The organism is Shewanella sp. SR1 (assembly GCF_020447145.1).
GTDB lineage: Bacteria > Pseudomonadota > Gammaproteobacteria > Enterobacterales > Shewanellaceae > Shewanella > Shewanella baltica.
Genome location: NZ_JAJAEF010000017.1, coordinates 17,327 through 38,658, shown reverse-complemented (window position 1 = coordinate 38,658; position 21,332 = coordinate 17,327). Strand labels below are relative to the sequence as shown.

At 46.8% G+C, this 21,332-nt stretch carries 18 protein-coding genes and 1 pseudogene; 15 read left to right on the top strand and 4 right to left on the bottom strand.

The window, feature by feature from the left end:
- Positions 1–92: 92 nt before the first annotated feature.
- The gene (locus KV201_RS15560) at positions 93–677 is read right to left on the bottom strand and encodes a nucleoside triphosphate pyrophosphatase (protein WP_011846535.1); all 585 of its coding nucleotides are present in this window, start codon (positions 675–677) and stop codon (positions 93–95) included.
- 262 nt (positions 678–939) lie between these two features.
- Between KV201_RS15560 and yceD the strand changes: the two genes are divergently transcribed.
- The 12 genes from yceD (at position 940) to KV201_RS15500 (ending at position 9,948) form a co-directional block, all read left to right on the top strand.
- Positions 940–1,464, top strand: coding sequence for a 23S rRNA accumulation protein YceD (yceD, locus tag KV201_RS15555; RefSeq protein ID WP_006087468.1), 525 nt, complete (start codon positions 940–942; stop codon positions 1,462–1,464).
- 16 nt (positions 1,465–1,480) lie between these two features.
- A complete protein-coding gene (gene rpmF / locus KV201_RS15550) occupies positions 1,481–1,651 on the top strand; it encodes a 50S ribosomal protein L32 (RefSeq protein WP_006081226.1) in 171 nt (56 codons plus the stop codon).
- 15 nt (positions 1,652–1,666) lie between these two features.
- On the top strand, positions 1,667–2,695 hold the full coding sequence (gene plsX, locus KV201_RS15545) for a phosphate acyltransferase PlsX (protein ID WP_006081227.1): 1,029 nt from the start codon (positions 1,667–1,669) through the stop codon (positions 2,693–2,695).
- Positions 2,696–2,704: 9 nt separating this feature from the next.
- Positions 2,705–3,664 carry a beta-ketoacyl-ACP synthase III gene (locus KV201_RS15540; RefSeq protein WP_006081228.1) on the top strand — a complete coding sequence of 320 codons (960 nt, stop codon included), beginning with the start codon at positions 2,705–2,707 and terminating at the stop codon, positions 3,662–3,664.
- A gap of 62 nt (positions 3,665–3,726) precedes the next feature.
- Complete coding sequence (fabD, locus tag KV201_RS15535; RefSeq protein WP_226059859.1) at positions 3,727–4,653, top strand: ACP S-malonyltransferase; 927 nt, start codon at positions 3,727–3,729, stop codon at positions 4,651–4,653.
- A gap of 9 nt (positions 4,654–4,662) precedes the next feature.
- Entirely contained in the window at positions 4,663–5,409 is a 747-nt protein-coding gene (gene fabG, locus KV201_RS15530) for a 3-oxoacyl-ACP reductase FabG (RefSeq protein ID WP_006081230.1), read from the top strand.
- Positions 5,410–5,573: 164 nt separating this feature from the next.
- The gene (acpP, locus tag KV201_RS15525; protein ID WP_006081231.1) at positions 5,574–5,807 is read left to right on the top strand and encodes an acyl carrier protein; all 234 of its coding nucleotides are present in this window, start codon (positions 5,574–5,576) and stop codon (positions 5,805–5,807) included.
- A 238-nt stretch (positions 5,808–6,045) separates the two neighbouring features.
- Positions 6,046–7,284: a beta-ketoacyl-ACP synthase II gene (fabF, locus tag KV201_RS15520; protein ID WP_011846537.1), complete on the top strand. Its 1,239-nt coding sequence runs from the start codon at positions 6,046–6,048 to the stop codon at positions 7,282–7,284.
- A gap of 368 nt (positions 7,285–7,652) precedes the next feature.
- Positions 7,653–7,877, top strand: coding sequence for a hypothetical protein (locus KV201_RS15515; RefSeq protein ID WP_226059858.1), 225 nt, complete (start codon positions 7,653–7,655; stop codon positions 7,875–7,877).
- The gene (locus KV201_RS15510) at positions 7,798–8,166 is read left to right on the top strand and encodes a hypothetical protein (RefSeq protein WP_012088890.1); all 369 of its coding nucleotides are present in this window, start codon (positions 7,798–7,800) and stop codon (positions 8,164–8,166) included. The genes KV201_RS15515 and KV201_RS15510 overlap by 80 nt, the downstream gene beginning before the upstream one ends.
- 118 nt (positions 8,167–8,284) lie before the next feature.
- Complete coding sequence (locus tag KV201_RS15505; RefSeq protein ID WP_006087464.1) at positions 8,285–8,764, top strand: acyl-CoA thioesterase; 480 nt, start codon at positions 8,285–8,287, stop codon at positions 8,762–8,764.
- Between the two features lie 308 nt (positions 8,765–9,072).
- Positions 9,073–9,948 carry an NAD(P)-dependent oxidoreductase gene (locus tag KV201_RS15500; protein ID WP_012587904.1) on the top strand — a complete coding sequence of 292 codons (876 nt, stop codon included), beginning with the start codon at positions 9,073–9,075 and terminating at the stop codon, positions 9,946–9,948.
- Positions 9,949–10,115: 167 nt separating this feature from the next.
- Here the strand turns inward: KV201_RS15500 and KV201_RS15495 are convergent.
- Positions 10,116–10,964 (bottom strand): annotated as a pseudogene (locus tag KV201_RS15495) (D-hexose-6-phosphate mutarotase).
- 246 nt (positions 10,965–11,210) lie between these two features.
- On the opposite strand from KV201_RS15495, the gene KV201_RS15490 reads away from it, so the two are divergent.
- The 3 genes from KV201_RS15490 (at position 11,211) to KV201_RS15480 (ending at position 16,985) form a co-directional block, all read left to right on the top strand.
- Positions 11,211–13,001 (top strand): acyl-CoA dehydrogenase C-terminal domain-containing protein, encoded by a 1,791-nt coding sequence (locus KV201_RS15490; protein ID WP_107404777.1) that lies wholly within the window; start codon positions 11,211–11,213, stop codon positions 12,999–13,001.
- 383 nt (positions 13,002–13,384) lie between these two features.
- On the top strand, positions 13,385–15,631 hold the full coding sequence (locus tag KV201_RS15485; RefSeq protein ID WP_226059890.1) for a TonB-dependent siderophore receptor: 2,247 nt from the start codon (positions 13,385–13,387) through the stop codon (positions 15,629–15,631).
- Positions 15,632–15,866: 235 nt separating this feature from the next.
- Positions 15,867–16,985, top strand: a complete 1,119-nt coding sequence (locus KV201_RS15480) for a patatin family protein (protein ID WP_226059857.1) — start codon at positions 15,867–15,869, stop codon at positions 16,983–16,985.
- A gap of 196 nt (positions 16,986–17,181) precedes the next feature.
- Here KV201_RS15480 and asnB read toward each other — a convergent pair whose 3' ends face one another.
- Together asnB and KV201_RS15470 are read right to left on the bottom strand one after the other, a co-directional pair.
- Entirely contained in the window at positions 17,182–18,846 is a 1,665-nt protein-coding gene (gene asnB, locus KV201_RS15475; RefSeq protein ID WP_226059856.1) for an asparagine synthase B, read from the bottom strand.
- 587 nt (positions 18,847–19,433) lie between these two features.
- A complete protein-coding gene (locus KV201_RS15470) occupies positions 19,434–21,110 on the bottom strand; it encodes a M28 family metallopeptidase (protein ID WP_226059855.1) in 1,677 nt (558 codons plus the stop codon).
- Positions 21,111–21,332: the final 222 nt, after the last annotated feature.

Genomic DNA, 21,332 nt, shown 5'->3' with positions numbered 1-21,332 from the left:
TGCTCGGCATTTTTGGGGGCGCTTAATCGATTTAATAAACAGAGCATGCTGAGCAAAACCTCAGTAAACGAATCAGCTAACGTGTAAGCCGGTTAAGCGAGAACGTCTACACCTTGGGCCAACAGCATTTCTGTCAGTAATATCAGTGGTAAGCCAACTAAGGTATTCGGATCGCGACCTTCAAGCTCGGTAAATAACGCTATGCCTAAGCCTTCACTCTTAAAACTGCCCGCGCAGTAGTAGGGCTCTTCTTTTTCTATGTAGGCGACAATCTGCGCATGGCTAAGATGCCTGAAATGAACCGTAAAGGGTTCAACCTCGGCGGCCATGGCGCCCGTTTCGGCATTATAGAGTGCAAGACCAGTATAAAAGGTGATGGCCTTGCCAGAGGCTTGGGTGAGCTGCGCGACCGCATTGTCAAAATCATGGGGCTTACCGATAATCTTGCCATCAATGACGGCAACTTGATCGGAGCCAATAATCAGCCCATCGGGGAATTGTTCTGCACCTGCGACGGCTTTTGCTTTGGCTAATCGCAGCACTAAGGCATGGGCCGATTCATCGATATGCGCCGTTTCGTCAATATCAGGATTGCAGCATTCGAAGGGAAGACCGAGTTTTTGCAGTAAAGATTGTCGGTATACAGAGGTCGAAGCTAAGATTAATGGGGTTGGCATAATAGGATATCCGCAAAAGAGTGACTCATATTGTGACCAATCTGCGCTAGAGAGTGCAAGAGTTTCGTCTTTTACGGTTTCTTTTCAGTGAATGCGACTATTTTAGTCGGCTTATGCTTGTATGCGACCTCGGGCTTGGGTACTATTTCGCTTCCGTCAATTTCAATGTTGGGGCTGGAGAAAGGCTTAAGTCGCAAACTGGGACTTAAGTTAGAATTTTTTCTTTGACTCTAGCGTTTTCAAACTATAATATGCGCGCCTTATGCAAACAGTAAAGATACCGGTTTCAATTGATCCATTTCGCGCCGCCTCGAGTCGCCTAGTTTATCAGGGCGTTGTTCCTGGTGTGCAATTGAAAAGATTAAATGAGTTATGTGCCGGCGACTGTTCCGATGTGGCAGTGTCGCTTGAGTGTGGCGTAGATTTACAGGGGATAGTCTACCTGAAAGGGAAGGCTGTGACGGAGCTCACTCTGATATGTCAACGTTGCATGACGCTATTTACCACTGAGGTTACGGTCGAGTTTTGCTTCGGTCCATGCCGGACTAAGGCAGAAATCGATGAGCTCCCGGATGCGTATGACCCAATTGAGTGCAATGAAATTGGCGAAGTGCGTCTACATCAATTGATCGAAGATGAATTGATAGTCGCTATGCCGATAATCCCAATGCATCAAGAAATTGATTGCAGTGCTGGATCTAAAGACATGGTTGTAGGCGAGATCGAACCCGCTCATGAGGAGCGTCCAAATCCGTTTGCAGTGTTAGAAAAACTGAAGAGCAAGTAATCTAGGAGACAGGCCAATGGCTGTACAACAGAACAAAAAATCACGTTCAAAGCGCGGAATGCGCCGTTCACATGACGCACTGAGCACTGCTCAGCTGTCTGTAGACGCTACCAGCGGTGAAATCCATATGCGTCACAATGTGACTGCAGATGGCTTCTATCGCGGTAAAAAGGTAATCAACAAGTAATTTGTTGGTTTCCTAATGACGAATCTGACGCTTGCGTTAGATGCAATGGGTGGTGATCATGGCCCCCACGTCACGGTGCCTGCAGCCTTGCGGGCACTACAATTACATTCTTTTCTTAAAATCATTTTAGTCGGTGACAAGACTGAGATTGATGTCTATCTACGTCAAGCGGAAGCGAATTTACTTTCACGCATAGAAATCATTCATACCGATGAAGTCGTTAGTATGTCCGATCGACCTGTGCATGCTTTGCGTACACGTAAAAACAGTTCCATGCGATTGGCGATTGAGTTAGTGCGTGACGACCGCGCGCAAGCTTGTGTGAGTGCCGGTAACACGGGTGCGCTGATGGCAATGGCGAAAGTGTTGCTGAAGACCTTGCCTGGCGTTGACCGTCCTGCGTTAGTGAGTTGTTTACCTGCGGTGACCCAAAAACCTGTCTATTTATTGGATTTGGGCGCGAATATTTCCTGTGACTCGGAAACCTTATTTCAATTTGCAGTGATGGGCTCTGTCCTGTGCGAAGCGGTAGATAAGAAATCTCGGCCAAAAGTCGCCTTGCTCAATGTGGGCATTGAAGAAATTAAAGGTAACGATCAAGTTCAGCAAGCGGCGCAGTTGCTGCAACACACAGATCAAATCAATTACACAGGTTTTATCGAAGGCGATGAAATCTACTCCGGTAATGTGGATGTGATTGTTTGTGATGGGTTTGTGGGTAACATCACGCTCAAGACCTCAGAAGGTATTGCCAAGTTATTGGTACATCAGTTAAAACGGGGACTAACCCAAGGTTTATTCGTTCGTTTTCTGGCTAAACTTATCGCCCCACGTATTCAGGCGGTCCTTAGTCAGATGAACCCCGACCACTATAACGGTGCAAGTCTGATAGGATTGCGCGGAATAGTTGTAAAAAGCCATGGAAACGCGGATGAAACTGCCTATTTACAAGCAATTAGTTTGGCAGTAACGGAAGCTCAACGTCGACTCCCTGAAATGATAAAAGATCGTTTGGAGTCGATTCTTTTAGATATAAATAACTGATCCCTCCTTATGCATACAAAAATTCTCGGAACTGGTAGTTATCTGCCAGTGCAGGTGCGTAGCAATCAAGATTTGGAAAAAATGGTGGAAACCACTGACCAATGGATTGTTGAACGTACAGGTATATCAGAACGTCGCATTGCGGCCTTCGATGAAACCGTTTCAACTATGGGCTACCAAGCGGCACTCAAAGCGCTGGAAATGGCTGGCATAGAAGCATCAGATTTAGACATGATCGTTTGCGGCACCACCAGTGCACCAAATGCCTTTCCGGCTGCGGCCTGTGAAATCCAAGCCATGCTTGGCGTGCATACCATTCCAGCATTCGATATCGCTGCGGCTTGTTCAGGCTTTGTTTATGCTTTATCTGTTGCGGACCAATTTGTTAAAACGGGCGCGGCTAAAAAAGTCTTAGTGATTGGTGCCGATGTGCTGTCTCGCCTATGTGAGCCAGAAGATCGTTCAACGATTATTTTATTTGGTGATGGTGCGGGCGCCGTTGTGATTGGTGCATCTGAAACGCCAGGGATCATTTCTACCCACATTTATGCCGATGGTCGCCAAGGCGACTTATTGAAATGCGCTTTCCCACCACGCCAAGGCGAAACCTCTGAAGCGGTCGGTTTTATGACCATGAAAGGTAACGATGTCTTTAAAGTGGCAGTGACTCAATTGTCCCATGTTGTGACTGAGACGCTGCGCATCAACAATATCGATAAGTCAGAAATTGATTGGTTAGTGCCACATCAAGCTAACTTCCGTATTATCAATGCTACCGCCAAAAAGCTCGATATGAGTCTCGATAAAGTCGTATTGACCTTAGCTAAACACGGTAATACCTCAGCTGCATCTGTGCCCATCGCATTAGATGAAGCCGTGCGTGATGGCCGGATTCAGCGTGGACAACTCCTGCTGCTTGAGGCCTTCGGTGCCGGTTTTGCGTGGGGCAGTGCGCTCATTCGCTTCTAAGTTCTACATGTGTTTTCCACATGATTTTTCAATAAATTAAGTTAGCCATAGGTAATTTGAATATGGAAAATGTTGCTTTTGTATTTCCAGGCCAAGGTTCACAAGCCCTAGGCATGTTAGCCGAGCTTGCTGAATCACACGCCGTTGTCGGGCAAACCTTTGCCGAAGCGAGTGACGTCTTAGGTTACGATTTGTGGGCATTGGTTCAGCAAGGTCCCGTTGAAAGCTTAAATGAAACCGATAAAACCCAACCAGCCCTATTAGCGGCGAGCGTGGCTATTTGGCGTGCCTATGTTGCTTCAGGCAAACCTATGCCAGCCATGTTAGCGGGTCACAGCTTAGGCGAGTATTCTGCTTTAGTGTGCGCCGGAGTCATGGATTTTAAAGACGCGATTAAGTTGGTGGAGTTACGCGGTCAACTGATGCAGCAAGCGGTTCCTGCTGGCACAGGCGCCATGTATGCCATTATCGGTTTAGATAACGAGGGTATCGCGAATGCTTGCGCCGAAGCGGCTCAAGGCGACGTGGTGAGCCCAGTTAACTTCAACAGCCCTGGTCAAGTGGTTATCGCGGGTCAAAAAGACGCGGTTGAGCGTGCAGCAGCGGCTTGTAAAGCTGCGGGCGCTAAAATGGCGGTAGCGTTACCTGTCAGCGTGCCATCACACTGCGCATTAATGAAACCTGCGGCGGATAAACTGGCCGTGGCATTAAACGATGTACAGTTTAATCCCCCAACGATTACTGTGATTAACAACGTTGATGTGGCATCACCCACCTCTGCTGCTGACATTAAAGATGCATTAGTACGTCAGTTATATTGTCCTGTCCGCTGGAGCGAAACTGTTGATCTAATGGCCCAAAAAGGCATAACCCAACTGGTGGAATGTGGTCCTGGTAAAGTATTGACAGGATTAGCAAAACGAATTAATAAATCACTATCAGCCCAAGCGGTTAATGATGTCGCTTCATTAGCAGCATTAACTGAGTAAGGAGTTTGTATGAGTTTCAACCTGAATTTAACAGGCAAAGTGGCTTTGGTGACTGGTGCGAGCCGCGGTATTGGCCGTGCGATCGCTGAGACACTGGTCGAAGCCGGTGCCGTTGTTATTGGAACCGCAACCAGTGAGAAGGGCGCTGCGGCGATCCAAGAATATCTGGGTGACAAAGGTTTTGGTTTAGTGCTTAATGTCACAGATAGTGAATCTGTTACACATTTATTCGCCTCGATCAAAGAAAAAGCCGGTGATGTTGATATTCTAGTCAACAACGCGGGTATAACCCGTGATAATCTGCTGATGCGGATGAAAGATGATGAATGGCAGGATATTATCGACACTAACCTGACATCGTTATTTAGACTATCAAAACCTGTGATGCGTACCATGATGAAAAAGCGCTTTGGCCGAATCATCAATATCGGTTCAGTGGTAGGTACCATGGGTAATGCAGGTCAAGTTAACTACTCGGCAGCAAAGGCGGGTTTGATTGGATTTACAAAATCTCTTGCAAGAGAGGTTGCATCTCGTCAAATTACAGTTAATGCTATCGCTCCTGGATTTATCCAGACCGATATGACAGATGAGCTGACCGAAGAGCAGCAAAAAGCTATCATGTCACAGGTTCCGATGGAACGATTAGGGCAAGCGCAAGAAATTGCGAACGCAGTGCTCTTCTTGGCCTCGGACTCAGCCGCTTACATCACAGGCGAAACTTTGCATGTGAATGGCGGCATGTACATGGTTTAAGGGCGAATGGCAGGGATTTCTGTCGCAACTGAGTAGTGATCTGTATCAATTGATAGTGAAATTTCGTGGTTAGACCACGAAAACTAAGCTTGCATTGTCAGCCAAATCTAATAAACTACTCGCAATCTTACGCAAGTGCGTAATTTGAATAGGAAAGAAAACTAATGAGCAACATCGAAGAACGTGTAAAGAAAATCATTGTAGAGCAACTGGGCGTTAAAGAAGAAGACGTTAAGCCAGCGGCATCTTTCGTTGACGATCTGGGTGCAGATTCTCTGGACACTGTTGAGTTGGTTATGGCTCTGGAAGAAGAGTTTGATACCGAGATCCCTGATGAAGAAGCTGAAAAGATCACTACTGTTCAAGCAGCGATCGATTACGTTTCTAAGAATCAGTAATTCTGAATTCTTGAAGACAGGCGGCATTTTTGCCGCCTGTTTTTGTTTTACCCCCGTCAAATTCTGCCCCCGTGCCATTCAATCGTCTCTGGATCGTGTTTTAATTGTTATCCACGAGATGCTCGCCGCAGATTGGCGAATTTTTTCTAAATAAACGTTATTTAAGAAATTGTCTAATGATAGAAAACCTTGTTTTATCTATCAGAACTAACAAATTTAGCATTTAAAGGTGACTGCCGTGTCTAAACGTCGTGTAGTGGTAACCGGTTTGGGGTTAGTAACTCCAGTGGGCAATACTGTCGATACTACTTGGAAGGCTTTGCTTTCTGGTAAGAGTGGTATTGCACCGATAACCAAATTTGATGCCAGTGAATTTACCACTCGTTTCAGTGGTTCAGTAAAAGATTTCGATGTTGAGCAATACTTAACGAAAAAAGATGCCCGTAAGATGGACCTCTTTATTCAATATGGTATGGCGGCTGGCATTCAAGCTATCCAAGACTCAGGTCTGGATATGAGCAAAGAAAACCCAGGTCGTGTCGGTACGGCTATTGGTGCTGGTATGGGCGGTATGTGGTTGATTGAACAAAACCACAGCGCACTGATCAACGGCGGTCCGCGTAAGGTTTCTCCTTTCTTCGTTCCTAGTACCATTATCAATATGATTTCGGGTCACTTGTCGATCATGTTTGGCATGAAAGGGCCCAACTTTGCTGTGACGACTGCTTGTACTACAGGCGTGCACAATATCGGTTTTGCAGCGCGTACCATTGCCTATGGCGATGCCGACGTGATGGTTGCGGGCGGTGCTGAGGATGTTACTTCTCCTTTAGGTGTGGCAGGTTTTGGCGCTGCGAAAGCATTATCGACACGCAATGACGATCCGACTGCGGCAAGTCGTCCATGGGATAAAGACCGTGATGGTTTTGTGATCGGTGATGGCGCAGGTGTGATGGTGATGGAAGAGTATGAACACGCTAAAGCGCGCGGTGCGACCATTTACGGCGAGTTAGTCGGTTTTGGTATGAGCGGTGATGCTTTCCACATGACATCGCCTCCAAGCGACGGTGCTGGCGCTGCTGCGGCTATGGTCAATGCCATTAATGACGCTAAGTTATCACTGGAGCAAATTGGCTATATCAACGCGCACGGTACGTCTACGCCTGCGGGTGATAAAGCGGAAGCGGCAGCGGTGAAGTCTGTATTTGGCGATCACGCCTATAAAGTGCTGGTTAGCTCGACTAAATCGATGACGGGTCACCTCTTAGGTGCTGCAGGTGCAGTTGAAGCGATTTTCACCTTACTAGCACTGCGCGACCAAGCCGTACCGCCAACCATCAACTTGGATAATCCCGATGAAGGTTGTGACCTAGACTTTGTCGCTCATACTGCCCGTGACGTGAAGATGGATTACGCTCTGTGTAATTCCTTCGGTTTTGGTGGGACTAACGGTTCATTACTGTTTAAGAAAGTGTAAAACTTGCATTGATAGTGCAAAAAAACAGTGAAGAAATGCGCCTGAGGGCGCATTTTTTATGGATAAAATCCATTGAGATTGTGAATTGAGTAGCATTATTTCACGCCTTTATTGTGATAAGGATCACTTTCTAACTAACTGATATCCATAACGTTAACCTTTGTTCATCAAGCTTGTTTAATTCTATTGGCCACAGATAATGATAGATATATTTATACCAATCACATTATATATCTAATCAGTTCAGAGCCTCACAGGCATCTCAATCCAAGGCGCATTGACGCAAAAATGGTTATTCCCTTTTAAGTCAATGCAACACCGGAGTGGGATGCCTGTGTGGCTCCCGAAGGGCGGCTGATGTTAACGTCATGGCAACGCGCTTTATAATGCGTTTAAGGCTTTCGACAGAGCACCACTATGCCTTCAAGCCTTCGCCTTGTCTAAAGCGCGTTGAACTCCCGCTGAATGAACAGATATTTAATACGATTGGTATTAATCTTGATGGAGTGTGTCATGTTAAACCCTGCGGTGATCCCGCTTGTCCCCCTCATCGGCGCATTAACGGCCAATCTGACCGAATTGATCCGCGGTGAATTTAAAGTTTGGCATCCTAACATGGACATAGGGATCAAGACTTTTACCTTAGCAATAGCTGCTTACGTGGTCGTCTGGTTTGCCTTATTGGTGACGGCGATTAATGTCGGTGGCGACAGCAATATGTCCTCGGGTCTTGAAGTGCTGGGTTTCTTCATGCTTGGCTTAGGTGTGTACACTTTTGCGAAGGGCACACGATTTGTTAGCAGCGCGCTACAGCTATGGCTTTACCGCTTAGCCCTGCCGAGTTTACTGCTTTGCTGCGTGCTTATTAGTCACTTTGGTTAAATCGAATTCTTTGGCGAGGCCAATCGTAATTATCTTTACGCTATTGGGGATTTCTATCGTAAACTCAGCTTATTGCACGAAGACATTGAGCCACAGTGGCTGAATAAGTTGAGGTTATATGGCTGGTATCGATAGACAAAGTACCCTGAGATTTTTGTCAGAGCCTGCGGATGTAAATTTTGGTGGTAAGGTCCACGGCGGCGCTGTGATGAAGTGGATCGATCTCGCGGCCTATGCCTGTGCAGCGGGTTGGAGCGGTAAATATTGTATTACAGCCTATGCGGGCGGCATTCGTTTTGTGCAACCCATTTTAGTGGGCAACATAGTCGAAGTCAGCGCTAAGGTGATTTATACGGGGAAAACTTCTATGCATATCGGTATCGATGTGCGGGCGGGCGATCCTAAAGTCTCTGAACGTCATCTTACTACCCACTGTATTGTGATCATGGTAGCTGTTGATGAACATGGCCAGCCTACGCCAGTGCCTGAGTGGATACCGCAAACTGAACATGATATTCATTTGCGCGATTCTGCGCTGCGCTTGATGGAAATGCGTAAAAAGATTGGCGCCGAAATGGAAGCCCATGTGGTGAAATAGCCCCATAAATTACATCAACAAAGGCGCTTATGGCGTCTTTGTTGTCTCTGTCGAAAAGTGCGTTTGCCTGTGGGGCCGATTTCAACCTGACGCTGTGCGGGATGAATGCTAAACTGCCGCCATTATTTTTCACTGCCTAATTCCCCAAATAAACATCCGTAATTGAACCCATAGATTGAAACACTTACTGGCACTTTTTTAGTATTTGTTGTTGAGGGTTTAGCGGTAACATATTGGGCAGACGAAACACAACTCGATTCAGCAATTTCTACTCGATTCACCTTGTTTACCTATTTGAGGATCACTTCATGGCAAAAGTCGCATTTATTGGTTTAGGCGTAATGGGATATCCCATGGCGAGGCATTTACTGAACAAAGGCCATGAGGTCACTGTTTATAATCGCACTTTTGCTAAGGCACAAACTTGGGTCGACACCTATGGCGGACGCTGCTGCCCAACGCCAAAGGAAGCGGCTCAGGGTCAAGATATTGTGTTTACTTGCGTGGGCAATGATAACGACCTGCGTGAAGTGGTATTAGGGAGTGATGGCGTTATTCATGGCATGGAAAAGGGCGCAGTGCTGGTTGACCATACTACGGCTTCGGCCGATGTTGCCCGTGAGCTTCATCAAGTGTTAGCGGAAAAGGGCGTTGATTTCCTCGATGCGCCTGTGTCGGGCGGTCAAGCGGGCGCCGAAAATGGCGCCTTGACTGTGATGGTTGGTGGCGATGAAGCTGTGTTTGCCCGTGTTAAACCTGTGATTGAAGCCTTTGCCCGCTGCGCCGAGCGTTTAGGTGAGGTTGGTGCAGGTCAGTTAACTAAGATGGTGAACCAAATCTGTATCGCGGGTGTGGTACAAGGTTTAGCTGAAGCATTACAGTTTGCGCGCAAGGCTGGACTCGATGGCGAGAAAGTGATTGAAGTGATCAGTAAAGGCGCGGCGCAAAGCTGGCAAATGGAAAATCGCTACAAGACGATGTGGGGCCAAAGCTATGATTTTGGTTTTGCCGTCGATTGGATGCGTAAAGATTTAGGCATCGCCTTAGAAGAAGCTCGCCGCAATGGTTCACACTTGCCATTAACCGCGTTAGTCGATCAATTCTATTCAGAAGTACAGGGCATGGGCGGTAACCGTTGGGATACGTCTAGCCTGTTGGCACGTTTAGAAAAATCGGCGAAATAAGTTTTACCTTAAGTTTCATCGTTATAAAAACTTAGGTCTTGTAGTGATAGAAACTCTGGTTTCGCACTGAGAAAAATGCCCAGTCCCGATAGCGTTGGCAAATCGGACTGGGCATTTTTGTTTGTATCGTTTTTTGACTAGATATTTAGAACTAGGATATTAAATCGTTAGTCTTTCCAGCGAATATGCGTCACTAAACTGTGGCTTTCACCTGGGGAAAGCACGACTTTATCTTCTAAAACATTGGCCGCTTCTAGACAGACCATGGTCAGATAATCTTCTGGATTAAACCGGCCAAGGCGTTGTGACTTTTCAATCCATGGATTCCATAATACCGCTGATTGGCTGTTTTCACGGCTGACTTCGATTATCCCCTGCGGCGTATGCAATAATTGCACTGGGCCGAGATCGGTATAGACACGATCTGTCTCGCGATCAAACAGCACTTCATCCGTGGTTTGCGGATAAGGCCCCTCGGCAAATTCGATGTATTTGGAGCCACTAAAACCGCTGGCTTTGAGTTGGTGGATATCCTCAATCGGGAAATAGCTGTGCAGCGCTTGGGTAAGCGTCACGGTTTCATCGTCTAAGTTGGTATTCACAAGACTGATGCTCAGGGTGTCGCCTAGGGTGAATAACACGCTGACCTGAGTGTTATGCGGCCAATAAATTTTATCTTGCTCACTGATTTTTAAGCTAAAACGTAAATCCACTAACTGATTACGCATTTCTACCGATTCCAGTGCCCAAATGCGGGTACGGGCAAAACCGTGTTGGGGGAAGTTTGCTTCACTACTCATGCCAAACCAAGGCTAGCATACGGGCACACCGCCACGGATCCCATTACCGGGTAGATAATCGTCAGCCGATGAAACCCACAGCAAAGGTGGTTTTCCTACGGGTTGAAAATAGTCTATTTGCGCGCCCTGCAAAAAAATTCTTGCCTGACATAACGCCGTATTCACTTCGACATAATCGAGCCCGTTGGCGTGCTTTTTAGTAGTGACAGAACCCATAGTAGCAATATCCTTAACTCTGCTGGCATATCAGAAAAACAGGCAGTTAGCTTACAAAGTTTTCCGCGATAACATAAGGCTTTGTTGCGATCAATTTACGGTTTCGCTGTTCGTTTGTGTAAACAAAAGTCTTTGCTGGTAGTTGGGGTGCTTTCTTTTTCGGCAAATTTAGCTAAAGTGGTCAGAGCACCAAAGTGGTCAGATCACTTAGTTGAGTTGCAGTCTAACAAGAAAAGGGAAGCGATTATGCCAGTCTATCAAGCGCCGCTGCGCGACTATCAATTTATCCTCAATGAAATGTTACATATTTATCAGCAAGATGCTCTTAAGGGGTTCGATGAAATCGATCCAGATCTTGTTGATGCGATCCTGCAAGGTATGGCTGACTTTAGTACTGAAGTCATGCTGCCGCTCAATAGTGTCGGCGATCTGCAAGGCTGTAAGTTGGTAGATGGCAAGGTGATTACCCCGGAAGGATTTGATAATGCCTATCGGCAGTTTGTTGATAATGGCTGGCCAACGCTGACCTGCGATCCTGAATATGGCGGCCAAGGCCTGCCAGAAGTGGTGGGGATTTTTGCCACTGAGATACAAACGGCAACCAACATGGCCTTTGCCATGTATCCGGGGTTGACCCATGGCGCCTATGCCGCCATCCATGCCCACGGTAGTGATGCGCTTAAGCAAAAATATTTGAGTAAATTAGTCAGCGGTGAATGGACTGGGACAATGAATTTGACCGAGTCCCACGCTGGTACTGACTTAGCCTTATTACGCACCAAAGCCGTGCCTGTATCCGAAGGCGTTTTTGCTATTACTGGTGAGAAGATTTTTATCTCCTCAGGCGATCACCAACTCACCGACAACATAGTGCATCTCGTGTTAGCCCGCTTGCCGGATGCGCCAGAAGGCGTGAAGGGTATATCTCTGTTTGCCGTGCCTAAAGTATTAGTGAATGGCGATGGTAGCCTAGGCGCGCCGAACACTTTATATGCCAGCGGCCTTGAACATAAGATGGGCATTCACGGTAACTCCACCTGCGTGATGGTGTTTGAAGCTGCGCTAGGCGAGCTTGTTGGTGAGCCGCACCAAGGACTGCGCGCCATGTTTACTATGATGAACCAAGCGCGTTTAGGTGTGGGCGTGCAAGGGCTGGGGGTCTCTGAGATTGCCTATCAGAATGCGCTAGCCTATGCCAAAGACAGATTACAGAGCCGCGCCTTAAGCGGTGCCAAAGCACCCGAAAAAGCCGCCGATCCGATTTTGGTTCACGGCGATGTGCGCCGCATGTTGCTGTCGCAAAAAGCCTTTAATGAAGGCGCAAGAGCCTTAGTTGGACAACAAGCTTTGTGGCTCGATGAAGCTGAGCGCCATACCGATCCCGCCAAAGCAAAAGCGGCATCCCAGTTAGCGGCCCTGTTTACGCCCGTTGTGAAAGGTTTTATCACCAACCGTGGTTTTAATGCCTGTGTCGATGCGCAACAAGTATTTGGTGGACATGGTTATATTCATGAGTGGGGTATGGAGCAATTTGTGCGTGATAGCCGTATTGCGCTGATTTATGAAGGCACTAACGGCATTCAGGCGCTGGATTTAGTGGGGCGTAAGTTACTTAGCGACCGCGGCGCGGCGATGCAGCAATGGTCGGCATTAGTGACTGAGTTCATTAAGTCGCATAGCACGAATGCGGCGATGCAACCCTATGTGAGTGGTTTAATGGATTGTGCAGGTGATTTGCAAAAGGCCAGTGGTTATTTAGCGACCCATGCGGCGACTAATCCTGACATTATTGGCGCAGCTTCAATGGCTTATTTGGAGTTATTTGGGGTGACGGCACTGGCGTGGATGTGGGCCAGAAGTGCCGCGGTTGCATTAGCGGCGCTGGAGCAGGGCACTGAAGAAACCGCATTTTACCAAGCTAAATTGAAAACTGCCGATTTTTATATGGCTTACTGGGCGGTGCAAGGTCGCAGTCTGCGTAAGCAAATCGAGCAGGCGAGTGAAATGCTCACGCAATTGGATGAAGCTATCTTTTAAGCATTCACCTTATCGGCTGAGTCAAATCAGCTTTAGAACAGCTCAAGAGCCGCCAAAAACCAGCGCACTGTCGCTGGTTTTTATTTTTGTATGGTTTTTGTTTTCATTCTTCGGTTCCATGCAGGTATTGAGCTCGATACTGTGAGTCTCTTGCTTGTCCCACATTAAAACTTCTATCTAAGGTCCGTGCGACTGACGCTCTTTTCGTTTTAGTCATAACCAAACACAACAAGGATTATGTGAGCTGACGCTAGCTATTTACCTAACAGATTTCACATTTATGTAAATTCAAATGATAATCGTTGTTATTCGTAAATCATTCTTTATAATGACGGCCAATTCGTTTGAATACATTTGTAAACCCTTTGGTTTATGCCATTTTTATGCGCTCGCGCTGGGGACATTCTGTGAAGACTCGTTTCGCCTACTCATTAATTGCACTTGCACTCGCTCAACATCAGTCGGCACTGGCCGCTGAAACCGTACTCGATAAAGAGGCCCCACAGCAGACCTTATCTACAAACTCACCCGTTGCAAGTCCTGCATCGACTGAGCCTGCAGCCTATGAGCAAGTTAAGTTGGCAGCACCTGAGCGAATTGCCGTGCATGGCCGCGCGATGCAAATGTACGTCGATAAAGAAACGACGGTTGGCACTAAGACGGCGATTAATGTGATGGAATTGCCGCAGTCGGTGCAAGTGCTGACCGAGCAGTTAATCGTTGACCAAGCAGCGCGCAATATTACCGATTTATACCGCTCAATCGCTGGCGTAAGTGAGTTCAGTTATTCGGGCGTAACCTTTCGCGGTTTCCGTGACGATGCCAACGTCTTTTATGATGGGGTAAGGGGCGATCCCTATTCGGGATTTTCTGTGCCGCAACTGTTTAATGTGCAGCGGGTTGAAGTGTTAAAAGGCCCGGCATCGGCACTTTATGGAGGTGGTGAACCCGGCGGCATGATCAACTATGTCACTAAAAAACCAACTTTTGTTGAGAGTAAAGAGCTGACATTGAGCACCGGCAGCGAGGATATGATGGGTGGCTCGCTGGATTTGACCGGCGGCTTAACCCAAAATCTCGCCTATCGCTTTGGCGCCTATTATCAGCAGGAAGATAGCTTTCGAAATAATGCCGATAGCCAAAATGCTGAAGTGGCGGGTGGGTTACTCTACGAAATCAGTGATGATACTAAGCTCACCACGACCTTCGATATCATTAAGCAGGATTTAGGCGGCAATCGACTGCGCGGCGTGCCTGTCGATAATGACGGTAATTTCCTTGTTGCGCCATCCTATAATGCCAATGAGAAGAGTGACTTCCAGAAGATGGATGCACTGGTGCTGCAATCGATTCTCGATCATCAATTCACCGATAATTTCTCTGTCAAGACTCAGATCCGTTATCTGAATAATGATTCCACGCAGCAATATCATGAATCGAGAGGTTGGGCGACCTTAGATGCCAATAAAAAGCCCATTATGGGTGATGGCACCATTAAGCGTGAATACCGAGTGCAAGCTCGTGCCAACGATGAAATCAGTTTAACCAATGATTTTGTTTATGCATTCGATGCCTTAGGTTTTGAACATGAGTTCCTGTTTGGTGGCGATTATCACTATGTTGAAACCGAATATAGCTACAAGTTGGCGACGGATAAAACGGGTGTTGGCAACCTGAATATTTTTGACCTTAATTATGGTGAAACCGATCCTAGTAGTTACACGCTGCAAGACAAAAATACCGATGGCACTCGCGCTAACCGCTATGGCGTGTATGTGCAGGAACATTTGCACTTTAATGAACAGTGGTCATTGATTGCTGGTCTGCGTTTCAGCCAGTTTGATGACTATGATAAAAAGACCGGTTTCTCCTTCAGCGATAACGCGATAACGCCAAGGGCAGGGCTTAATTATCGCCCAATCGATTCAATGTCCTTTTATTTGAATTACTCTGAGAGCTTTAATCCAGCATCTTTAACCGATCAAGCACAAGATATTGCTGACGGTTTCCTCGATCCAGAAACGGGTAATCAAATTGAACTTGGGATGAAAAATGAGTGGCTTGATGGCCAGTTTATGACCACGCTCGCCGTATATCGCATTGAAAAACAAAATGTCGCTCAAGCTAACCCTTTAAATACTGGCGATGACGATGGCATTCCCGCTTTACTTAATTTGGGTGAAGTACACAGTCAAGGCCTTGAATGGACGCTGGTGGGGGATTTAACCGATAACCTGACCGTCACAGCAAACTATGCCTATAACGAGACTGAAGTGGTTAAAGGGGTCACGAACGACAGTTTAACCAATACTTTTGATAGTAAGCACTTTGCCAATGCGCCGCGTCATCAAGCGGGGATATGGACCCGTTACGATATCAATGCACTCGATTCGGCGATTGCCTTTGGTATGGACTATGTGGGCGAGCAGTTCAGCCTCGATGGTCAAATAGTGAAGCCCCATACGATTTTTGACATGAGCTGGACGACCCAGTGGGATCAAACTCAAGTTCGCTTAAATCTTAAAAATATCTTCGACAAAGAATATGCCGTCAGTGGGTTTAGCGAACGTAATGGCCATTTCCCCGGTGAGCCGCGTAATATCACGTTAGAACTGAGTCATAAGTTTTAATGCCTTGATGTGAAAATAGCTTGTTCGTTAAGGATGACGAACAAGCTAACCTGCCTAACCTTGCTTATCACTGCCGTTATTTCTGCCAGTATTTGCTGTCGTTATCATCACCGGCTAATGCTTGTACACTATCTTAATAGTATTTTCCTATTAAGATGATAGCTTCTATCCGTTATCTTTTCTCATTCAGCTTGTTTAGACTCACCTTATATGAATTATTCGATAAGGTTTTCCTATGCACGCCGTCAGCCATTTAGCCTCCCAAGACGCTCAATCTAATGCTAGCCCACAGGTGGCCTTGATTGCAGAAGGAGGTGGTCAGCGCGGTATTTTCACCGCTGGCGTGCTCGATGCTTGGCTTGATGACGGCTTCGATCCCTTTGATTTATTTATTGGTACATCTGCAGGCTCACAGAACCTCAGCAGTTTTTTGGCCCGCCAAAAGGGTTATGCCAAACGTTTGATCCGCGGTTTGTCGCGGCATAAACGTTTCTATCGACTCGGTCGCGGGTTAGTCGGCGGTAACGTGGTCGATTTAGATTGGTATTTTGAGCAGACGCGACAAGGGATGTTTAAATTAGATCTTAACGCGGCGACAGCCTCACTCGGTGATCGGCAGTTACTGATCACCACCACCAATGCCAGTGATCGCAAGGGATATTTTTTAAGTCCAAGCAGTAAAAGCCAGTGGCGCGAATTGCTTAAAGCTTCTAGTGCATTACCATTTTTGTATAAACAAGGGGTGAAACTCACGCCTTGGCTAAATGACAAGGCCTGTAATAGTGACAAGGCCTGTAATAACGGCGCGGCTAATCATAGCGGGTCGCATCACAGCGCAGCATTGAGCGAAGCTATCGACAGTGATTTTTATCTCGACGGCGGCTTAGCAGCGCCTTTACCTGTGCGTGAGGCCTATCGTCGTGGTGCCCGCAAAATTGTGGTGATCCGCACTGTGAGTGAGGATTTTCAGGCGCAATCGGCTTGGGTGCATAAACTTAAATCTTGGATTTGTGTTTCTGGTTTTTGCCCGAAAACCATAGATTATTTAGTGCAGCACGAACAAGCCTATCAGGATGAATTGGATTTTATGGCAAATCCGCCAGAGGATGTGGAGATAGTGCAGATTTTTGCCGCTGAAAATTTGCAGAGTAAGTTACTGGGGAGTACCGATGCCGATTTACGCCATGATTACCATGCGGGCATGAGTGCCGGAAAGCAGTTTTTAAGCTTAGATCCGATGGCTTTGACGCAGAGTAATGCTTATTTTCAAACTCAAGTGCAAACCAACGCTCACACTCAAACCCACATTCAAGCTCACTCTCAAATCAAGCCATTCAGTGCGCTGTCGGCCTAGTTGAATTCTAGAGTTAAGGCACAATTTTGTGCACGAGTAAGCAATAAAAGTAAACAGCATCGAAATACAAAAGCCACCCTAGGGTGACTTTTGTGGTTGGCTATCTAAACCAGTTTATCAATCCAGCTGATTCACTTAGCTTTTTAATTTAGCGTATTAACCTAGTTTATCAACTGAGCACTTTAACGTTAGATCATTAATAACTTGAGGTGTGTACAGAGCGCACTGCTCGGCCCGATGGGTCGATAATGCCGCGCAAGCTTTCGTCCCAAGCTAATGCTTCTGGTGTTGAACAGGCGACGGATTTACCGCCTGGAACCGTTTCAGCAGCGCCGCTCAGTGGATAATGTTCCTCAAAGAAGCAGCGATAGAAATAGGCTTCTTTAGTTTCTGGCGTGTTGTATGGGAAACGGAATTTCGCGTTTGCCAATTGTAAATCATCCACCCGCGCTGCAGCTTGTTCTTTCAAACCGTCAATCCAAGAGTAGCCCACGCCGTCACTGAATTGTTCCTTTTGACGCCACGCCACTTCTTTTGGCAATTTATGCTCAAAGGCTTTACGCAGAATGTGTTTCTCGATGCGGCCATCCTTAGACATTTTCGCTTCTGGGTTGATGCGCATCGCCACATCCATAAACTCTTTATCTAGGAAGGGCACACGAGCTTCTAATCCCCAAGCGGCCATAGCTTTGTTGGCACGCAGACAATCGAACAGATGCAGTTTATCGAGTTTGCGGACTAATTCCTCGTGGAATGCCTGTGCGTTTGGCGCTTTATGGAAGTATAAATAGCCGCCAAATAGCTCATCAGCGCCTTCACCCGATAACACCATTTTGATGCCCATGGCTTTGATTTTACGCGCCATTAAATACATAGGTGTCGCGGCACGTATGGTGGTGACATCGTAGGTTTCTAAGTGATAGATCACTTCTTTAATCGCATCTAAGCCTTCTTGGAAGGTGAAATGGATCTCATGGTGAATCGTACCAATGGCATCTGCGACTTTTTTGGCGGCGATTAAATCCGGCGCACCTTCAAGGCCGACAGCAAAAGAATGCAACTGGGGCCACCAAGCGTTGGTTTCGCCATCGTCTTCAATGCGGCGTTTAGCAAAGGTTTGCGTCACGGCGGAAATGATCGATGAATCTAAGCCGCCTGATAGCAACACACCGTAGGGCACGTCTGACATTAATTGGCGTTTAACCGCTGCTTCTAATGCGTCACGCAATTCTTCTTGGCTGGCTGGGTTATCTTTAACCGCATCATAGCTTTGCCAATCGCGGCTATAGTATTTAACGGCTTCACCATCTTTTGAATACAGATACTGGCCCGGTAAAAATTCTTCCACCGTTTTACACACTGGCATCAGCGCTTTCATTTCTGAGGCAACATAGAAGTTGCCCGCAGCGTCACGGCCTGTGTATAGCGGGATGATACCCATGTGATCGCGGCCGATAAGGTATCTATCTTGGGCTTTGTCATATAAAACAAACGCGAAGATACCGTTTAATTTATCAAGGAAGTCAGTGCCATATTCTTGATACAGCGCCAGAATGACTTCGCAGTCAGAGTTGGTTTGATAGCTGTACTTATCGCCTAGCTGGGCTTTCAATTCTTTGTGGTTATAGATTTCGCCGTTGACCGCAAGGATCAAACTGCCATCTTCGGTCAGCAGTGGCTGAGCACCGTGTTCAATGTCAACAATGGCTAAACGTTCGTGGGCAAGAATTGCCTTATCACTGGCATAAATACCTGACCAGTCAGGGCCACGGTGGCGCATTAGCTTAGACATTTCTAGCGCGACTTGGCGCAGTTCTTTGGCATCAGATTGGATATCTAAAATCGAAAAGATTGAACACATAGTACAACTCCCACACTGTCTGTCATTTGAGGATGTCTCAATTGAGGTTTAATGTGCCAGCAATTTAGGTATTTGCCAAACACTATTTTTGATGTTTTATCTGCTTATTGGTGTTTTTGTTGATTTAGGTGTTTATGTTTAATGCTTTTATTTGAGAATAATTCATTTAATTTGCGTTATTTTTGATGATTTGTTTTTATTGTCTGATTTGGCGTGAGGGGTTTTGGGGAATTCACAATGTATTTTAAAAAAGTGTCGATGACAGAAAAACCGTTAAAAAGACCATAAATAATGAGTTGGCTCGTTTAAGTGTTTTATTTTTAATCAATTAATGCGCCGAGTTTGACATCAACCAATGGCATAAGCCTATGCAGAATGGTGTCGCAGGATGGATATTTCGCGATAACGGCATTGTTTGTGAGCTGAAAACAAAAAAAGCACGTGAATGGTTCACGTGCTTTTCAATCTTGTCTGGTGCTTTGGCTTACAGGCAGAGATGGCGCTTTATTTCGCAGGTGCGACTAGCATGCGTCAATAAGAGACGACTAACCAAGTCGCCTCTCACAAGCTGTCACTGATAAAAGCTGCTATTTTGCATCTGTCACAAGCGTCGTTTTGGCTGGGCGCAGGCTATTAAACTCTGTGCCTTGATAGTATCCCGGCCAATCTTTGCTGCTACCCAATGTGCGCGTGACTTGGTAGTAGACTTGCAAGTCTTGCAGCGCGCCGCTTAAATCCCAGTCTTCACGGTATTCATCGCAGACATTGTGATAACAGCCTTTCATTGTCGCTTGCATCTGGGTTTTATAAGCAGCCGTGGCTTCATCAACGGGGTCGCTACCGCCGCCGGCAAATACCGCTGGCACGCCCAGTTTGGCAAAGCTGAAATGATCTGAACGGAAGAAACCGCCCGAAGCGGGATTTTTCTCACCCATGGCGATGCGGTTTTGTTGTTTCGCCGCATCGATAAGGTAGGTTTCTAACTCAGATTTACCTTTGCCAACGATGGTAAAGTCATTGGTTTTACCGTAGATATTCGTGCTGTCGAGGTTTAACACTGCCACGGTTTTGTCGATAGGGTAAAGTGGATTGGCAGCGTAATAGCGCGAACCGAGTAAGCCCTGTTCTTCACCTGTGGTGGCAATAAAGGTGACCGAGCGCGCTAAACCGTGGCCTTGTTTCGCATTATCGGCTAATTGTCTGGCGATTTCGAGAATGCCGGCAGTGCCTGAGGCATTGTCCATGGCGCCGTTGTAAATCTGATCGCCTGCTTTCGTCTCGTCTTTACCTATGTGATCCCAATGGGCGGTGTAGAGGATCTGCTCGTCGGCTTGTGTGCTGCCGGGGAGTGTAGCGACTACGTTGTAGCTATTTGCGTATTCGGCTTTATTTTTAAAGGCGATACTGCCAGTTTGCTCAAGGGGGACATTAATTGGGCTGTCGGCAGCGCGCGCCATCAAGCTCGGCAGTGATAAACCCGCTTTATCAAACAGCTGGGTTGCTGCGTCCAATGTAAGCCAGCCTTCGACTTGGATGCGGCTATCTTGTTCGGCTTTACTCAGCACTAGATCTTGCTGTGGCCCAGTCCAGCTATTTTCTACCACAGACCAAGGATAAGAGGCGGGCTCAGTATCATGGATGATCAGTGCACCAAGGGCGCCTTGACGGCTGGCCTCTTCAAACTTATAGCTCCAGCGGCCGTAATAGGTCATGGCTTTGCCATTGAACTTACCCGAGTCAGGGCGGGCAAAGCCGGGGTCGTTCACTAAGATCACCGCGATTTTGCCTTTCATGTCGAGATCTTGGTAATCATTCCAACCATATTCGGGTGCGTTCACCCCATAGCCAACGAAGACTAATGGCGCGTTTTCAATGTTAATGCCACCGTTATCGTGACGACTGCTGAGCACCAGATCTTTTCGGTATTTAAAGGGTAATCCTGCCAGCGTGACTTGCTGCGCTTCATCTGCGGTATAGCTGACCATAGGCACAGGTTGCAAAAAGCTGCCTTGGTATGCGCCCTTGAGTCCCATCTCTGTAAAGGCTTTAGTCAAATAGTCCAAGGTGAGTTTTTCACCGTGAGTGGTCGGTGCTCGACCTTCAAATTCATCGGATGACAGGGCTTTAATATCATTTCTAAAGCGCGCTTCATTAAACTGCACGGGTTTGAGTTCAGCCAAAGTACTGTTGTCATCGGGTTGGGATGAATTCGGACTACAGGCACTGAGCATAGCCAGCGCACAGAGTGGATACAGACGTCGCATAGGTTAATCCTACTGTTGTTTTAATTAAGGTATTTTAGATTTATGTTAATCAATCAGAAGCGAGACTTATCATGAAGCAAGCCGCAGCGAGCCACAAGGCTGAGCGGCAGGTGAATGTGTTACTTAATGTTGCTTTACCCTATGCAATACGCCTTTTGGCTAGGCGTATTGCATGGGTAATGTTGGAATGGCTAGCTAGCAAGAAGGAGTGGCTACGCAGGG

What these genes read in the sequence shown, in the direction of transcription:
- KV201_RS15560 (WP_011846535.1), bottom strand. Translation starts at nt 677, where the DNA reads ATGCCAACCCCATTAATCTTAGCTTCGACCTCTGTATACCGACAATCT.
- yceD (WP_006087468.1), top strand. Translation starts at nt 940, where the DNA reads ATGCAAACAGTAAAGATACCGGTTTCAATTGATCCATTTCGCGCCGCC.
- rpmF (WP_006081226.1), top strand. Translation starts at nt 1,481, where the DNA reads ATGGCTGTACAACAGAACAAAAAATCACGTTCAAAGCGCGGAATGCGC.
- plsX (WP_006081227.1), top strand. Translation starts at nt 1,667, where the DNA reads ATGACGAATCTGACGCTTGCGTTAGATGCAATGGGTGGTGATCATGGC.
- KV201_RS15540 (WP_006081228.1), top strand. Translation starts at nt 2,705, where the DNA reads ATGCATACAAAAATTCTCGGAACTGGTAGTTATCTGCCAGTGCAGGTG.
- fabD (WP_226059859.1), top strand. Translation starts at nt 3,727, where the DNA reads ATGGAAAATGTTGCTTTTGTATTTCCAGGCCAAGGTTCACAAGCCCTA.
- fabG (WP_006081230.1), top strand. Translation starts at nt 4,663, where the DNA reads ATGAGTTTCAACCTGAATTTAACAGGCAAAGTGGCTTTGGTGACTGGT.
- acpP (WP_006081231.1), top strand. Translation starts at nt 5,574, where the DNA reads ATGAGCAACATCGAAGAACGTGTAAAGAAAATCATTGTAGAGCAACTG.
- KV201_RS15515 (WP_226059858.1), top strand. Translation starts at nt 7,653, where the DNA reads ATGGCAACGCGCTTTATAATGCGTTTAAGGCTTTCGACAGAGCACCAC.
- KV201_RS15510 (WP_012088890.1), top strand. Translation starts at nt 7,798, where the DNA reads ATGTTAAACCCTGCGGTGATCCCGCTTGTCCCCCTCATCGGCGCATTA.
- KV201_RS15505 (WP_006087464.1), top strand. Translation starts at nt 8,285, where the DNA reads ATGGCTGGTATCGATAGACAAAGTACCCTGAGATTTTTGTCAGAGCCT.
- KV201_RS15500 (WP_012587904.1), top strand. Translation starts at nt 9,073, where the DNA reads ATGGCAAAAGTCGCATTTATTGGTTTAGGCGTAATGGGATATCCCATG.
- KV201_RS15490 (WP_107404777.1), top strand. Translation starts at nt 11,211, where the DNA reads ATGCCAGTCTATCAAGCGCCGCTGCGCGACTATCAATTTATCCTCAAT.
- KV201_RS15485 (WP_226059890.1), top strand. Translation starts at nt 13,385, where the DNA reads ATGCGCTCGCGCTGGGGACATTCTGTGAAGACTCGTTTCGCCTACTCA.
- KV201_RS15480 (WP_226059857.1), top strand. Translation starts at nt 15,867, where the DNA reads ATGCACGCCGTCAGCCATTTAGCCTCCCAAGACGCTCAATCTAATGCT.
- asnB (WP_226059856.1), bottom strand. Translation starts at nt 18,846, where the DNA reads ATGTGTTCAATCTTTTCGATTTTAGATATCCAATCTGATGCCAAAGAA.
- KV201_RS15470 (WP_226059855.1), bottom strand. Translation starts at nt 21,110, where the DNA reads ATGCGACGTCTGTATCCACTCTGTGCGCTGGCTATGCTCAGTGCCTGT.